Origin of the sequence: Desulfospira joergensenii DSM 10085, from assembly GCF_000420085.1 — a bacterium.
Classification (GTDB): domain Bacteria; phylum Desulfobacterota; class Desulfobacteria; order Desulfobacterales; family Desulfobacteraceae; genus Desulfospira; species Desulfospira joergensenii.
This window is the reverse complement of sequence record NZ_ATUG01000002.1, coordinates 1,337,684-1,352,848: the sequence shown is the minus strand read 5'-3', so window position 1 is coordinate 1,352,848 and position 15,165 is coordinate 1,337,684. Positions and strand designations below refer to the sequence as shown.

Sequence of the window (15,165 nt, the reverse complement as noted above, 5' to 3'; positions counted from 1 at the left end):
ACTCTGCTATGAAAAATGATGAATCCTATCTGAAAAATCAATTGATTTCCATGCTCCAGATCCCCAGTCCCTCCGGATATACGGATCAAATCGTTCACCATGTATGCCAGGAGCTTGAGAGTCTTGGAATCCCCTATAATGTAACCCGGAGGGGAGCCATAAGAGCCACACTTTCCGGGAAATCAGGAACCCTTGACCGGGCGGTCTGCGTTCATCTGGATACCCTGGGGGCCATGGTAAGCCGGCTCAAGTCCAATGGGAGACTTGCGGTCCGGCCCATCGGAACATGGTCGAGCCGGTTTGCAGAAGGTGCAAGGGTAACCATTTTCACCAAGCAAGAGAAATACCGTGGGACCATCCTTCCCCTAAAAGCATCCGGCCATGTATACGGCCCCGGCATAGACACTCAGCCCGTCTCCTGGGACCAGGTAGAAGTCAGAGTGGAGGCAAGATGTTCCGGGAAAAAAGATCTGGAAAACTGCGGATTTGAGCCGGGGAATTATATCGCCGTGGATCCGTGTCCTGAAATGGATGACAGCGGTTTCATCAACTCACGCCATCTTGATGATAAAGCCGGGGCAGCCGTACTCTTATCCGTTGCCAGGACAATCATGCAGAACAAAATCACCCTGCCCCTGGATTGTCATCTGCTTTTTACCATCAATGAAGAAATCGGAATCGGTGCAACTGAAGTGCTGTACAGCGATATAACGGAAATGATTGTCATTGACAGCGCCATGGCCGCACCCAGACAAAATACCGATGAATATTCAACCACCCTTGTGATGATGGATCAGTCAGGACCCTTTGATTACCATTTGAATAATAAACTGGCAAAAATATGCCATGAAAACGGGATCTCCTTCAAGAAAGATCTATTTGAATTTTATCGTTCAGACGCAGCCTCGGCCATTGAAGCGGGAAGTGACATCCGGACCGCTCTGGTGGGATTTGGCGTTGACGGCTCCCATGGGTATGAGCGGACTCATCTGTCCACTCTGAAAAATACGGAACATTTAATTTTAAAATATATTCAAAGTGATCCCACTTTTAAACGGGATAAAAACAATATGGGCTCAATCAACGGTTTTCCCCATCAACCGACCCGGGACCCGATAAATATTGAAACATAAAAACCCATCATGAACCTGAGATATGGACCAAGATCCAGGTTTCATGGGAAAGGAGAAAAAAATCATGTCAGACAAGCAAAGAACCCGGAACGGCCTGAGCAAAAAAGAATTGTTAAAAATCATAGAAGATATGGATACCCGCCGCCGCAAAGAGCCCCGGAGAAAAGAGAAACTTAGGCAAAGGGGCCGGAAACGGCTTGATTGAGAATTCCCAAAAAAGGGTTTTCAACAAAAACCCTAATTTTGAATTCAAACAGGTCAATATCAGGAATCAACCATAGTTGAAGGAGGGGTTATCATATGTTGTATGCAGGACATTTTTCATTTGATGAAACAGGGGAGAACGATAATGAGCGCCATGGATATTTTGCATGTATCGTAAATGCCGGCACTCCGGAACTGGCCCTCCAGAAATTCCGGAAAAGGATCCTCTTTATCAAGGATGAAATGAAAGCACCGCTCTTTCAAAACATAGGGTATATCTACGTTGAAGATATCGTAGAAATATCAGACATCCCGGAAGAGGCCGTCATCACAAGGTTTCAGTCATCTGAAGGCCCTTTTCCCAAATCAAAAAGCTGTTCCCTGCCCACCTCGGATACGGTCAAAATAAAGGCCTACCAGTGGACCCGTGAATCTGAAGACTCAGAAGATATTATCGACTATGGAGAGGAATATAAAGAGGCGGTCCCGTTTCTGCGGTTTGTTTGAAGTCCCGGGGGAACAGACTGCCGCCCTCCTTATATCCATAATAGAGGGCAAGGGCCAATAAGGATAAACCGGCTCACCCAAACCACTCAAGCCGGATCGTGACCTTTGCCGCCTCTTTCTCCAGAGCCGCTGAAAACAATGAGTCCGTTCGCCATAAGATTGGCGATTATCCGTTCAAGACAGACCTGCGCCAGCACCGGTCACCCCTGATTTCCCCCTCTATTCAAACAGGGCATGCAGGGTCCCGGAGAAATCCGATCCGGCTTTTTCCAGATATGCCTCCCAGTCCAGTCCGTTATGGTAAAATGCCAGGGCGGCAAGTTTCTTGGTGATGATCGCATTCCGGTAAGCCGTCATCTTTTCCGAATTCATGATGGTCAGGATGGCCTCCCGGCCCAGCTTTTCCACCAATACCTTGGGGATATAGGCCTCCAGGACATGCCAGAGCAGATCCGGATCCGAAAGAATCGTGTCCATGTTCTCTGCCACCTTTCCCTGGAAGGCAAAGATCTCCTCACTGGTCTTTTCCGAGAGGACAAACAAAGGGATGTCCGGATTTTTTTCATGGATATGGATCAGCATCCGGGCTTCCATTCCCGCGAAGGTAGTGACCAGGTCCAGGACGTCCCGGATCAGGGCCCAGCGGGTGGGCACATCTTCCAGGAGCCGTTTTTCGTATTCATCCTCGAACAAGAAGGCCGTCAGGACCTCGGCCACGGCAGAAGAAAAGACCCCGCCCTTGTTGGCGGTACTGTCCTTGATCTGTTTGATCGCCGTAGAGCCGGCAATATACCTCCTGGAGGCGTCGTCAAAGAAAACATTGGCCCCTTCCACGATGAACTCAAGTTCCTTGAACAGCCCAATGAACTCCCTGACATTCCCGTGGTTGACGGTGTCCTTAAAACCTCCGCAGGGGATAAAGGCACGGATATTTGCCTGTTCGATGTATTTCCGGTTTCCGGGATCCGTGATGAATTTCCTGTGGAATACGGCACCGTCTTCCACCAGGGTCCCGTCGGGAAGCTGGATGTTTTTTTCCCGCAGAGGCACCTGGAACCCGGCTTTGCTCAGTTTTGTCCCGTCAAAGGCAAGGGAGTTGGCCCGGGGGGAGGTATGGCGCATGAAGGCGATCTTCATCAGCTCTTTTTTGTCCAGGCCTTCCGGGTCAAAGAGAATGGAACCCCCGTCGATGATCAGACAGATCTTCCCTTTATAACACTGGATCTCGTTGCTTCCCAGATCCCCGTCGGGCCCGCCGGTCATCATCAGGTTCAGGTCTTCTTCCCTTTGCCCGTAGTGGTCAATGAGGGTCCGGAAAGATCCCATGACACTGGTGGTGGTCATGCCGGAGGTTTCCACCCGGCCTCCGATATGGCTGTAGATCTCCTCCATATCCGTGGTAAGGGCTTTGGTTTCTCCGTTGATCTGGAGTTCCGTTCCCTTTTCCCCGGCGGGAATCAGGCCGAAAAGATCCCCGTTTTCAAGGATCCCGTAGGTGTCGTGGGGAATGCCGAAGCTTTTGCCCGTTGTAATGGTCCGCCAATAGGGGTATCCCCTCTGTTTTGCCCGGAAGGCCACGGCATCCATGAGGGGAGCCGTACCCTCGTCCGGCCCGAAAAAAATCATCTCCGGCCGGCCGTAGTGATCAATAATCTCCCTGCCCGGCAGCATGAGATCCATGATCCCTTCGGTGTAGTCATATAGTGCATCCATGCTGCAGGGGGCATAGAGAGCGTGGGGAACCACCACCCCCTTGGAGCCGCTTTCGCAGATATCCTTGTGCTTGAGCCGCTGGGCCTTGGGACCCAGGGCATAGTTGAGCAGCACGGCATTGTCCAGTTCCATGGCATAATTGGACTCGGTCACCCGGATCAGCCTCAGGCCACCCCTGGCAATGTCGTCGGCCCGCAGATGGGTGCCGCAGGCATAATGGCCGCTGACAAAGAAAATCCCGAAAACCGCCTGATTGAAGACCAGGGGATCCAGGATCCGGTCATCCATACGAAAGGCAAAGGATCTTTTTTCAGCCTTGTAAAAATTGGTCTTCAGGACAGCCGGGATAAATTTGAACATGAACGTGAAGATATCCCGGCCAATGGGATAGTCCATGAAACGGACGGAGAGGATCTTATCGAATTCCGCCTCCTTCTTTTCCATCGCTTCGGGATTCAAGGCTCCCGGACCTTTGGGATTGAATTTGGACTCAAACATTTGAAAGAGGAATTGAACCAGGTCTGGATTCTTTTCCACCGTCTCCATGATCATCCTGGATACATAGGTGAACTTGTTGGACTCATGGATCCTTTCTGAAAAGGATTCCCTGTGATCCGCCTTGACAAGGTTCTCCATGATGTCCCTGTCCGTCCGGGTGCCCCTTTCCTTATAGATGAACATGTGGGTGAAATCAATGGCATTACCGGCAAAGAGCATCTCCCGGAAGGAGAGAAGACCATCCACATAGAGCCGGGTGATGTCGGAAACGGAAAAACTCAAAAACGATCTCAGATCATCCACCAGCTCCTTTTCCCGGTCCCGGGACAATTCCCCCCGCACGTAGAGGGAGCAGACGGACGAAACCACTGAGGTTTTCGTATGGTAGGGTTCCCAATAGGCCCGGGTGATGGTCAGTCCGTGGTCTGCGAAAAGCCGCCGGAACACGGCCAGCTGGGGACGTTTGAAATCCGAGTTGAACATGAACCGGATCTCCCCGATATCGGAAAGATTGAACACCTCGATCAAGGGGGTCACGGATGAGGATATTTTTTCCAGGAAGCGTTCATACCGGTCCCGGGTCAGCCGGGGAGTGGACGCATAATCCTGGTCCAGGCTGAAGAGAAACCGGGATGTTCTGAACCGGGTATCCGGGAAATCCTTCACTGTTTCCGGCCGGAACACGTGGGTGTAGTACTCCGAATCCGGATTGTAGTAATACTCCCGCCTGTGCCCGGCCAGCTGATCCCCCAGGACTTTTTCCATGCTGTCCCGGGTTTCTTTGGTGGCGATCCTGACCCGCTGGACCTGGCGGCCCTGGAACAGGTCAAAGTCGATGTCGGCCACCCAGGAGTAGAGCTCTACCTTATCCCCTTTTAAATTGATTCCCTTGGCAATGGAGGCCAGGATATTTTTCAGGGATTCCTTGGTAATGGTTTCAAAAAAATAATCGGGCAGCCCCAGGTCGTTGAGAAGGATACCCGCAGCCCGATTGATGCACTTGGCAGTGATCAGACCCTCTGAAGAAATATCAATGACCGCCTCATACAAAAGACTGGGGTTCAATTTAACGCTCTGGGCCTTGTTTACGATCTGAGCACCTGATGAAAGATCGGTATCAGACTGGATGTCCATGGGATCTCCTCTTTAAAATTCGCCTTTGAATTGAAGTCGTCCTGCTGCCGGACTGATTCCTCTTTTGAGTTCTTTCTCTTCAGGATAAAGAGACAAATCCTCTTTTTTGATCCCCCCCTGATCTCCATTGAACAGACAGGCTTCAATGTCCCCGTTATCCGGTGATAGATCCTGCTATTATACCTTATAAATTTCAGGGTCAATAGGAATCTGGATTTTAGGTAAAAAAAACAGAATTTGCTGGTAACGGAACCCTTCCGGCCCCGGGGATATTCTCTTTTGATATTGACTTCATTCAGAATCAAAGTTAGGTTCAGGCTCTTTAACCCATGGGATTGTTACATCTGGAAATGAAACCCTTAAAAGATCCATACAGCCTCAATTCCCCGGATCTGCCGGACCCGGGGAAAAAAGTCTTCCTGAAAAGACAGCCCCATATGGGATTCATCTTCATAAAAGCCCTGGCAAAGGGGATGTTCAGGCCCCGGACCCTGGCAGATCCCGGACAGGTGGAAAAGACAGGGATCATCCTGAAAGGGCAGGTTCCTTCAAAAGAACGGATCCGCCGGTACAGGACCGTATGCGGATTTGCCTCCTGTGGAGAATCAGGAGAGGCCGAGGAGATTCTTCCGGCTCCCTTCCTCCAGACCTTGTTTGTGGGGCTTCTGGGCCGGTATATCACATCAAAATTTTTCCCGCTTACTCCCCTGGGCCTGATCCATACCCACCAGTCCATGGAGCAGTTTCGCCCCGTTCTTTTGGGAGAGGTCCTGGACCTTTGCTGCAGCCTCCGGGAGATGGAACAAACCCCCAAAGGCATAAAAACCCAATTTTTGCTCCAGGTCAGATCCCGGGAAGATCTCGTATGGAAAGGCATTTCAGAATTCCTGACCCGGAGCGGAGAAAAGACAGGGACAAAAAAGGAGAGGAAAGAAGAGGTTCCCCTGAAAATTAGGGAAATCATCCCGGTTCCCCGGGATACGGGACGAAGATATGCCTCTGTTTCAGGAGATTACAACCCCCATCACCTATACGGAATCACGGCCAGACTCTTTGGATTCTCCAGCCCCATTGCCCACGGAATGTGGAGCCTGGCCCGGGTCACGGCGGAATTGGAAAAGACCTTTCATCCGGGAGGGGCCTTCAGGATAGAGGCCGCGTTCAAGCGGCCCGTATTCCTGCCGGCCCGGATTTCCCTGGGCCATGAATGCGGCCCTGCCAGGGGGGAAACAGAGGAGAGCCCCGGGACTGGAACAAACGCCTCCGGGATCCCCCTGGAAAACAGCAATGATCCCGGCAGCCATGTCGATTTTGAACTCAGGGACGCGGACAGGGGGCTTCCTCACCTCAAGGGCCGCCTGATTCTACCGGTCGGGCCGGTATAGAACCATGCTGGGATCCTTTTTTGCCATCAACGCGGCCCTTTTCTGGGCCGTTGCCATCATTCTTTACAAAAAGAGCCAGGGCAGTTTCTCCCCCATCACCCTGAACATCTACAAGAGTATAGTGGCCCTGGTCCTGATTTCCGTGACCATGCTCCTGTTCAATATCCCGTTTTTTCCGGACAAACCCTTGAAATACTGGATGATGCTTTCCCTGTCCGGTTTTTTGGGCATCACCCTGGCCGATATTTTTTTCTTCATCGCCCTGGACCGTCTGGGTGCAGGCCTGCTTGCCATTGTGGAATGCCTTTACCTTCCCAGCGTCCTCTTATTTTCCTTTATATTCCTGGGCGAATCCTTAAGCCCCTGGGGAATTGCCGGCAGTCTCCTGGTGTTTTCCGCCGTGATCATGGGATCCCTTACCAAGCGGAAAGTCGCAGAAGAAACCTCTTCCCTTTCAAAGGAGACCCTCTGGGGCCTGATCGCCGGAATTCTCTCCATCCTCTTTCTGGCTCTGGGCATTGTGATTGTCAAAGAGGTCCTGGAGCAGACCGATGTATTCTGGGCCACCCTGGTCCGGGTCTGGGCCGGGGTCCTGTCCCTGGGGATCATTGTCCTCTGCCATCCCGGGCGGGGCCGCTACCTGGCCGAGCTGAAATTCTCCAGGGCCTGGCTCACGGCCCTGCCGGCCTCTGTCGCCGGCAATTACATCGCCCTGGTCTTCTGGGTGGCCGGCATGAAATATACCACGGCCTCCCGGGCCGCCATCCTCAACCAGATGTCCACCATCTTCATCTTCATCCTGGCAGCCCTCTTCCTCAAGGAAAAAATCACCCTGAACCGGGCCCTGGCCATCGGACTGGCCATGACCGGGGCCTGCCTGACGATTTTAGGCTGATCCAATGGTCTCCCGGACAGATCCACCGGATACTCTTTAGGCCATGTATCCCCGGATAAATTCCCTGAGTTCAGTCACCGGTGAAATCCGGGGCATAGTGTCCAAGGGGGCATCCAGGTGTTTTTTTCCCGGATCATCCCAATGCTTTCAGAAAAGTTTAAATCAAAGACCCAGGATATCTGAAGCAATTTCAGATCATTCAGGGAACCCAGTTTCCGGCTGACAGCTCTGAAATTCTTCCCTGTCATTTTTTGAACCGGGCCGTCAGACATACCGGGGCCGGGTCCGGCTTTTTTCATAAAAGGCTTCAATGCCGGACTTCCGGATAATTTCGTTGAGTCTCACCCATCTTTCATGGAGATGTTCGTCAAAATGGGTCTGGTCACAGGGAAAGGCATCGCATTGAAAACAGAAATCCACCCCCTTTTCCTGGTGACAGGGCCTGACCCCGCAGTCTTTAAACAGCTTGCACTGCTCACTGCGGCACCCGGTACAATTTGCCGAGGAAAAATAGTCCAGCATCTCCTTGAACTGGGGATATTTTTTAAAAACCGGGTCCCCCACCAGGGTTTCAAACCGCCGGGCATAGATATCAAAATTGCCCAGCTTTTCCTTCAGTTTTATACTGTGGTCACGGATGGCCCCGTCCACATGGGCAAAACATGCCTCACAGCTCAGCCCGCAGGGGGCGAGGCAGGCTTTGATCTCTTCCATTTTCTCTTTGGAGGGCCCCGGGTCCTTCTGATTCTTATCTGATTCTTTCATAGAAAAACTCCTTTTCCAAGCCTATGATTACCGGCACTTACCATACCACCTGGATCCGAGGATGAAAAGCACCCGGGCCGGATAATCTTCCAAAGGATGGCCATTCCTTTCCCCTGGAAGCCCGCCCGGAACCGCCCCGGAAAAAACAGCTCCGGATCATCGCATCCGGGATTGAAAACGTCTGCCGGTAAAAGCCGGGGCAGACCCGCATAACCCATTTGAAATGCAGAGGATTTAATTTAACCTTGCAATTTTCACCCGTCTGTATACAATACTGCCGGTTCCAAAAACCACACTGCAAGGACAGAACAGACCGTATTTACAATAAAATTAAGATTGTTTTTCAAGACCAATGGAGGCATATTCACCCATGAAAAAAATATTTAGACTTTCCGCAGCTGTCTTCCTGATGATCGGCATGACCCTGTGCCAGGCCCATGCCGGTGACCATTTTCTCATCGGTATTTCAAAAATCGTGGCCCACCCTGCCCTTGACGCCCTGGAACAGGGGGTTCAGGACGGAGTCAGGGAGAGCTTTCCCCAGGCCCGGTTCGATCTCCAGAATGCCAATGGGGAAATGTCCACGGCCGCCTCCATTGCCCAGAAGTTCAAGGCCGAAGATGTGGATATTGCCGTGGGCATCGCCACCCCCACGGCCCAGGCCCTGGTCAATGCCATCAAAAACCGGCCCGTCCTGTTCTGCGCCGTGACCGATCCCCAGGGAGCCGGCCTGGTCGCCTCGGTACAAAAGGGGGAAAAAGGGGTGACCGGCACCTCGGACATGACCCCGGTACGGGAACAGATCATGCTTCTGAACCGGATCAAGCCCATCAAGACCCTGGGCCATGTCTACTGCTCCGGAGAGGCCAATGCCGTTACCCTTGCCGGTATTGCCAAGCAGGTCTGCAAGGAACTGAACATCAAGTTCGTGGAAACCACGGTGACCAACTCCTCGGAGGTCAAGCAGGCCGTCCAGACCATTGCCCCCCGGGTGGACGGGATTTATCTTTCCAACGACAACACCATTTTCTCGGCCCTGGCCGCAGTGACCCAGGTGGCCATGAAACATAAGATCCCGGTCATGTCCGCCGATCCCAGCTCCGCCGAAACCCACGATGTCCTGGCCGCCTGGGGATTCGACTATTACAAGATGGGCCGGGTCACCGGCCGTTTGGCCGCCGATATCCTGAAAGGGGCAAAACCCGAAGAGATCCCCACGGTCTACATGACCGACCCCGGGGACGTGGACCTGCTCATCAACCTGGATGTGGCGGCAAAGCTGGGACTGACCTTTCCCGGGGATATTGTAAAAACCGCCAATAAAGTCATCCAAAACGGCAAAATGACATCCAGATAAATGATTGAAGGTATTTTCGTAGAAGGACTGATCTACTCGATCATGGCCCTGGGGGTGTTCTTCACCTTCAGGGTCCTTGATTTCCCGGATCTGACCGTTGACGGCTCCTTTCCCATGGGAGCCGTGATCATGGCCGCCGGCCTCCACGCCGGGATAAACCCTTTGACCGGTCTGTTCCTGGCTTTTTGCGGCGGACTGGGAGCGGGCTTTATCACGGCGGCCATCCACAACAAACTCAAGGTCCCCCATCTCCTGGCCGGAATCCTGACCATGACCATGCTCTATTCCGTCAATATCCGGATCCTCTCCAACCGGGCCAACCTGCCCCTGCTCAGAAAGGAGACCCTCCTGACCCAGGTTCACTCCCTCACGGAGGGCATCATGACCCCGGAGTACGCCTCCCTGATCTTTTTCATCCTGGTGGTTCTGGCCATTACACTTCTGCTGAATCTGTTTTTCCTCACCGACATGGGCCTGGTCTTCGGCGCCCTGGGGAACAATGAGCAGATGGTCCGGGTCCAGGGAGTTAATCCGGCCACACTTAAACTCATCGGCGTCGGGATCTCCAACGGGCTTGTGGCCCTTTCCGGAGCCTTTGCCGCCCAGTACCAGGGGTTTGCCGACGTCAACCTGGGCCAGGGCATCGTGGTCTCCGGCCTGGCCTCGGTCATGCTCGGGGAATTTCTTCTCAGGTCCAATAGGATATGGGTCCTGACCCTGAGGGTGATCCTGGGGGCTCTCCTGTTCAAGGCCATCATGTACCTGGGGCGGTATTACGGCTATTACATCCATATGACCCCCAATGACCTCAAACTCATCACCGGTCTTTTGATCATCCTCTCCCTAGGGATCGCCAACTTCAAAAAACTCCGGGCCAAGGGGGGAGCTTGATCGAGTTAAGAAATATTTCCAAGATCTTCAACCCGGGAACCCCGGGGGAAAAAATTGTCATAGAAAACCTGAACCTGAGGGTGGAACCCGGGGATTTTCTCACCATCATCGGGAGCAACGGGGCCGGCAAGACCACCCTGTTCAACCTCATTTCCGGTTCCCTGGCCCCCAGTTCAGGAGAGATCCTCATCAAGGGCAGACCCGTGACCTTTGAGCCGGAGTACCGGCGGGCCGCCCATATGGGGCGTATCTTCCAGGATCCCCTGGCCGGAACCGCCTCCAACATGACCCTGGAGGACAATATGATGATCACCTCCAAAAAGGGATTCAAATGGCCGGTCATCAGCCTGAACAGATCCATGAAAAAAAGGTTCAGGGACCAGGTCCAAGGCCTGAACATGGGCCTGGAAAACCGGATGAAGGAGAATGTCTCCTCCCTTTCCGGAGGACAGCGCCAGGCCCTGACCCTTCTCATGACCGTCTCCTCCAACCCGGACATCCTCCTCCTGGATGAACACACCGCAGCCCTGGACCCGAGGAACGCGGCCATGGTCATGGACCAGACCACCCGGTTTGTAACCCGGCAGAAACTGACCACCCTCATGGTCACCCACAACATGGGCCATGCCATTGAATTCGGCAACCGCCTGATCATGATGGACGGAGGCCGGATCATCATTGATGTGCAGGGAGATGAAAAAAAAGAGCTGACAAAGGAAAAACTCATCCAGATGTTCAGCGATATCAAAAAGCAGGAATTTGAAACCGACGAAGTTCTCCTGTCGGATTAAATCCAGACCCACCGTCTATTTTAGCGAGGAGTTGACATTTCCCCTTTTCTCACCTTATACTCTTTTGACGCTGCAGAGGTGCCCGCCTTTTTAATCTGGGACCACGGATAAAAGGGCGGGATAATAGGAAAAACGGTGAAATTCCGTTGCATGCCAGCCGTTGCCGTGACCGGGGACAAGGCCTGCACAACGCCACTCTTTCATCCGGAATCTAACGGAGAAGGGGGAAGGCGCAGGCCGAGGATGATCCGCCAGCCGGAAAGCCTGCCTTTGTAAAAAGCCGGAGGATTTATTGCTGGGACAAAAATCCTTTTGAATACTCATATTCAGGAGGAGCAAATGTCCGTTCAAGGGAATAAAGCATTCGGCGCCATCATCACCCGCCTCATCAATAAAGAAAATATGACCCGGGAAGAGACCCGGCAGACCTTTATCACCGTATTAGACAACCAGACCACTGAAATGCAGCAGGGGGCTTTTTTATCGGCCCTGACCGCCAAGGGGGAGACCCCGGAGGAAGTGGCCGGGGCCTGGGAGGCCATCTATGACCTGGACACGGCCAAGGTCAATATCAAGGCCGATTTGGACCTGGTTGAAAACAGCGGTACGGGCATGGACACCTTTAAGACCTATAATATCAGTACGGCCGCCTCCCTCATTGCCGCGGCCGGGGGGATTCCCATGGCCCGCCACGGGGCCCGGGCCATCACCTCGGTCTGCGGAACCGTGGACATGGCCGAAGCTTTAGGCGTGGATGTGGAATGCACGGCTGATCTGGTGGCCAAAAGTATTGAAAGCGCCGGGATCGGTCTGTTCAACGGCATGAGCCCCCATGTTCATCCCAATGCCCTGGGAAGGATTCTCTCCCAGATCCATTTCGGATCCACCCTGAACATCGCCGCTTCCCTGGCCAACCCGGCCCTGCCCTCCATCGGGGTCAGAGGGGTATATGCCAGGGAGATGATCCGGCCCGTGGCCCAGGTCATGAAAACCATTGGATATAAGAACGGCCTGGTCCTTTACGGAGCCATCAACGGCTCTGACAGGGGCATGGACGAGGCTTCGGTCTGCGGCCCCACCTTCTGCGCCAGGATAGACGGCAACAAGGAAATAGAAGAGTTTACCCTGGATCCCAAAGCCCTGGGACTTGAGGTCAGGGAGTGCAAAGACCTGGTGCCGGAACCGGAGATCGGGCCTGAGGCCAGGCGGTTCGCCGCCCTCATGGCCAACCGGGACCCGGGAGCCAGAAAAGACGCGGCCCTTCTCAATGCCGGGCTGATCTACTATGCCGCCGGAAAGGCATCCGGGGTGGAAGAGGGGATTGAGCAGGCTGCCCGGGCCCTGGAAAAGGGAAAGGCCTTTGAAACCCTGGAAAACTGGGTGTCTGCCCAGAACACGGAACCTGAAAAGGGGCTTGCCACCCTTCACCGGCTGATTTGACCCTTAAAAGACTTTTGACTTTAGACTTGAAGCTTTCATATGGAACTTCTCATTTTAAAAACCGGTAAAGAGTATATCCGGGTGAAACCCGACGGATTCCATTGCGTGGGCCTGGACAAGGCCAGCGTGTTTCCCATGGACAAAATGGACCAGGTCAGGGCCCATGAAACAGAATTGAAACAGCAGGGGTTCCCCGGGGTCCGGCTGAAAAAGCTGGTTCTTTCGGAAAAGGATGTGGATTAACCATTGAGAAAAAAGGACATTCTAAAATGATACGGATGGTGCTGACAGGTCTGGAGCAGCTTGAAATCCGGGATATGGAAGAGTCGGAGCTGATTCCCGGGCCGGATGAGGTCGGGGTCGATGTCCTGGCCTGCGCCGTCTGCCGGACCGATGCCAAGATGTGGGAACAGGGCCACAGGGACCTTCTGTTTCCCAGAGTATTGGGCCATGAAATGGTGGTCCGGGACAGGGAGGGTCGTCTATGTACGGTCTGGCCCGGAAAAAGCTGCGGGGAATGCCGGTACTGTCTCATGGGCCGTGAGAATCTCTGTGAGGACATGAAAATAACCGGGTTTCACAATGACGGCGCCTTTGCCCATAGAATTCTTGTTCCGGAAAAAAGTCTGATCCCCCTCCCCCGGAATATGGATCCCGTTACTGCCTGTTTTGCCGAACCGGTGGGATGTGTGGTCAATGCCTTTGAGAAACTGCCGGCTGAACCCGGGGCAAGGGTCCTGATCTTCGGAGGCGGAACCATGGGGCTGATCACGGCCCTGTATGCAAAATCCCTGGGGCTGAATCCCCTGATCATTGAAAAACACGAAGACAAGATCAGCCGGGTCTCTTCCTTTGTCTCTGCATGGGAAATTCCCCTGGTCAAAGAGACCCATGAGAGCCGGTTTCAGATTGTCATCAATGCCTGCCCGGATTTCATTGCCTTCTGCCAGGCCATTACCAAGGTGGACAAGGCATCCCATATTTCCTTTTTTTCCGGCATTTCCAAAAATGAAGAAATTGAAACCAATCTTCTGAACCTGGTCCATTACAAGGAGGCCGTCGTCTCCGGGGCCTACGGCATGAAAAAAAGCGACATGGAAAAGGCCCTGCCCTTTATCCGGAATCATGAAAAAGAGCTTCGCCTCCTGGTGGAAGAGATTCTGCCCCCGGAATCCGCTCCCGGTCTCATGCCCAAAGTGCTGTCCGGAAAATATCTGAAATATGTCCTTGATTTTTCAGGGGAATTAACGGGCTCTTCCCGACCCCTGTCGGCAGAGCCGTCATCCCCTGCTGTCCCGGCTCCAAAGGCTCAGGATACTGGAAAAGGAAGTCTGCCGGGCCGGATAAGGAAGCAGCTGCCTCAAACCGGTCTGCTGGCCCGGACCCTGGCCGGAATCCATCCCCTGTCCCGGGACCTGGTTTCCCGGGCCGTTGCCAAGATGGACAACAAGACCAAGCCCCTGGGCGCCCTGGGAAGACTGGAAGATCTGGGTATCCGCATGAGCCTGATCCAGAACCGACTGACCCCTGAGATCCGGCAGAAAAACATATTCGTATTTGCCGGAGACCACGGGATCACCGAAGAGGGGGTATCGGCCTACCCGGCGGAAGTCACCGGGCAGATGGTGGAGAATTTCCTCAACGGCGGGGCCGCCATCAACGTGCTCTGCCGCCATCATAACATCGACATGAAGGTGGTGGACATGGGGGTGATCAAGGAATTCTCCCCCCATCCGGATCTGATCAGGGCCAAGGTGGCCAAAGGGACCCGGAATTTCGCCCTCCAGGATGCCATGACCCGGGAGGAACTGATCCTTGCCCTGGAGAGCGGGATGAAGATCTTTCTGGAGGCCCATGCAGCCAAACCCGTCGATATCGTTGGCCTGGGGGAGATGGGCATCGGAAACACCACCTCGGCCTCGGCAATGATCTCGGTCATCACCGGGATCTCCCCGGCCCGGGCCGCGGGCAGGGGAACCGGCGTGGACAACAAGGGCCTGGAACATAAGATCGAGGTTATTGAAAAGGTGCTCAACTTCCACTGTCCCGATCCCGGGGACGGATTCCAGATCCTGCAGAAGATCGGGGGATTTGAGATTGCCGGGATCGCAGGGGCAGCCCTGGCCGCAGCCTCAAAGGGATGCGCCGTGGTCCTGGACGGAGTGATCTCCACGGCCGCCGGTCTTGCCGCCCTTCTCATCCACCCGGATATCCAGGGATATCTGATCTCCGGCCATAAATCCGTGGAAAAAGCCCAGGAAGCGGCCCTGGCCCACATGGATCTCACGCCGGTGATCGATTTCGACATGAGGCTGGGCGAGGGCACGGGAGCGGCCCTGGCCATGGATGCGGCCGAAGCGGCCTGCAAGATCATGACCCAGATGGCCTCCTTTGAAGAGGCCAGGATTTCACGGTCTACGCCCAGATGATTATCACAGTCGCTCCTTTTTCC

At 53.8% G+C, this 15,165-nt stretch carries 13 protein-coding genes and 1 riboswitch; of the genes, 11 read left to right on the top strand and 2 right to left on the bottom strand.

The features are described from left to right. Window positions 1-8: 8 nt before the first annotated feature. The 3 genes from F608_RS0118680 (at window position 9) to F608_RS0118665 (ending at window position 1,844) form a co-directional block, all read left to right on the top strand. A complete protein-coding gene (locus tag F608_RS0118680; protein WP_022667181.1) occupies window positions 9-1,133 on the top strand; it encodes an osmoprotectant NAGGN system M42 family peptidase in 1,125 nt (374 codons plus the stop codon). Between the two features lie 64 nt (window positions 1,134-1,197). Further along, window positions 1,198-1,338, top strand: coding sequence for a hypothetical protein (locus tag F608_RS0118675; RefSeq protein WP_153307543.1), 141 nt, complete (start codon window positions 1,198-1,200; stop codon window positions 1,336-1,338). A gap of 95 nt (window positions 1,339-1,433) precedes the next feature. Further along, the gene (locus F608_RS0118665) at window positions 1,434-1,844 is read left to right on the top strand and encodes a hypothetical protein (protein ID WP_022667179.1); all 411 of its coding nucleotides are present in this window, start codon (window positions 1,434-1,436) and stop codon (window positions 1,842-1,844) included. Between the two features lie 219 nt (window positions 1,845-2,063). On the opposite strand, the gene F608_RS0118660 is transcribed toward F608_RS0118665, so the two are convergent. Continuing rightward, window positions 2,064-5,189, bottom strand: coding sequence for an NAD-glutamate dehydrogenase domain-containing protein (locus F608_RS0118660; RefSeq protein ID WP_022667178.1), 3,126 nt, complete (start codon window positions 5,187-5,189; stop codon window positions 2,064-2,066). 329 nt (window positions 5,190-5,518) lie between these two features. Between F608_RS0118660 and F608_RS35060 the strand changes: the two genes are divergently transcribed. Both F608_RS35060 and F608_RS0118645 read left to right on the top strand, forming a co-directional pair. Continuing rightward, entirely contained in the window at window positions 5,519-6,574 is a 1,056-nt protein-coding gene (locus F608_RS35060; RefSeq protein ID WP_022667176.1) for a MaoC family dehydratase, read from the top strand. Between the two features lie 4 nt (window positions 6,575-6,578). Next, window positions 6,579-7,469: a DMT family transporter gene (locus F608_RS0118645; RefSeq protein WP_022667175.1), complete on the top strand. Its 891-nt coding sequence runs from the start codon at window positions 6,579-6,581 to the stop codon at window positions 7,467-7,469. Window positions 7,470-7,733: 264 nt separating this feature from the next. Here F608_RS0118645 and F608_RS0118635 read toward each other — a convergent pair whose 3' ends face one another. After that, entirely contained in the window at window positions 7,734-8,234 is a 501-nt protein-coding gene (locus tag F608_RS0118635) for a DUF3795 domain-containing protein (RefSeq protein WP_022667173.1), read from the bottom strand. 370 nt (window positions 8,235-8,604) lie between these two features. Here F608_RS0118635 and F608_RS0118625 point away from each other — a divergent pair, with 370 nt between their 5' ends. The 6 genes from F608_RS0118625 to cobT all read left to right on the top strand — a co-directional run bounded on the left by F608_RS0118625 (window position 8,605) and on the right by cobT (window position 15,142). After that, window positions 8,605-9,591, top strand: a complete 987-nt coding sequence (locus F608_RS0118625) for an ABC transporter substrate-binding protein (protein WP_022667171.1) — start codon at window positions 8,605-8,607, stop codon at window positions 9,589-9,591. After that, window positions 9,592-10,482: an ABC transporter permease gene (locus F608_RS0118620; protein ID WP_022667170.1), complete on the top strand. Its 891-nt coding sequence runs from the start codon at window positions 9,592-9,594 to the stop codon at window positions 10,480-10,482. Continuing rightward, entirely contained in the window at window positions 10,479-11,273 is a 795-nt protein-coding gene (locus F608_RS0118615; protein WP_022667169.1) for an ABC transporter ATP-binding protein, read from the top strand. The genes F608_RS0118620 and F608_RS0118615 overlap by 4 nt, the downstream gene beginning before the upstream one ends. Before the next feature lie 59 nt (window positions 11,274-11,332). Continuing rightward, window positions 11,333-11,559: riboswitch (cobalamin riboswitch) on the top strand. 53 nt (window positions 11,560-11,612) lie between these two features. Continuing rightward, a complete protein-coding gene (gene trpD / locus F608_RS0118610) occupies window positions 11,613-12,713 on the top strand; it encodes an anthranilate phosphoribosyltransferase (RefSeq protein WP_022667168.1) in 1,101 nt (366 codons plus the stop codon). Window positions 12,714-12,752: 39 nt separating this feature from the next. Then, the gene (locus tag F608_RS0118605; RefSeq protein ID WP_022667167.1) at window positions 12,753-12,956 is read left to right on the top strand and encodes a hypothetical protein; all 204 of its coding nucleotides are present in this window, start codon (window positions 12,753-12,755) and stop codon (window positions 12,954-12,956) included. A gap of 26 nt (window positions 12,957-12,982) precedes the next feature. Further along, complete coding sequence (cobT, locus tag F608_RS35055; RefSeq protein WP_022667166.1) at window positions 12,983-15,142, top strand: nicotinate-nucleotide--dimethylbenzimidazole phosphoribosyltransferase; 2,160 nt, start codon at window positions 12,983-12,985, stop codon at window positions 15,140-15,142. The last annotated feature ends 23 nt before the right edge of the window (window positions 15,143-15,165 follow it).

What these genes read in the sequence shown, in the direction of transcription:
- F608_RS0118680 (WP_022667181.1), top strand. Translation starts at nt 9, where the DNA reads ATGAAAAATGATGAATCCTATCTGAAAAATCAATTGATTTCCATGCTC.
- F608_RS0118675 (WP_153307543.1), top strand. Translation starts at nt 1,198, where the DNA reads ATGTCAGACAAGCAAAGAACCCGGAACGGCCTGAGCAAAAAAGAATTG.
- F608_RS0118665 (WP_022667179.1), top strand. Translation starts at nt 1,434, where the DNA reads ATGTTGTATGCAGGACATTTTTCATTTGATGAAACAGGGGAGAACGAT.
- F608_RS0118660 (WP_022667178.1), bottom strand. Translation starts at nt 5,189, where the DNA reads ATGGACATCCAGTCTGATACCGATCTTTCATCAGGTGCTCAGATCGTA.
- F608_RS35060 (WP_022667176.1), top strand. Translation starts at nt 5,519, where the DNA reads ATGGGATTGTTACATCTGGAAATGAAACCCTTAAAAGATCCATACAGC.
- F608_RS0118645 (WP_022667175.1), top strand. Translation starts at nt 6,579, where the DNA reads ATGCTGGGATCCTTTTTTGCCATCAACGCGGCCCTTTTCTGGGCCGTT.
- F608_RS0118635 (WP_022667173.1), bottom strand. Translation starts at nt 8,234, where the DNA reads ATGAAAGAATCAGATAAGAATCAGAAGGACCCGGGGCCCTCCAAAGAG.
- F608_RS0118625 (WP_022667171.1), top strand. Translation starts at nt 8,605, where the DNA reads ATGAAAAAAATATTTAGACTTTCCGCAGCTGTCTTCCTGATGATCGGC.
- F608_RS0118620 (WP_022667170.1), top strand. Translation starts at nt 9,592, where the DNA reads ATGATTGAAGGTATTTTCGTAGAAGGACTGATCTACTCGATCATGGCC.
- trpD (WP_022667168.1), top strand. Translation starts at nt 11,613, where the DNA reads ATGTCCGTTCAAGGGAATAAAGCATTCGGCGCCATCATCACCCGCCTC.
- F608_RS0118605 (WP_022667167.1), top strand. Translation starts at nt 12,753, where the DNA reads ATGGAACTTCTCATTTTAAAAACCGGTAAAGAGTATATCCGGGTGAAA.
- cobT (WP_022667166.1), top strand. Translation starts at nt 12,983, where the DNA reads ATGATACGGATGGTGCTGACAGGTCTGGAGCAGCTTGAAATCCGGGAT.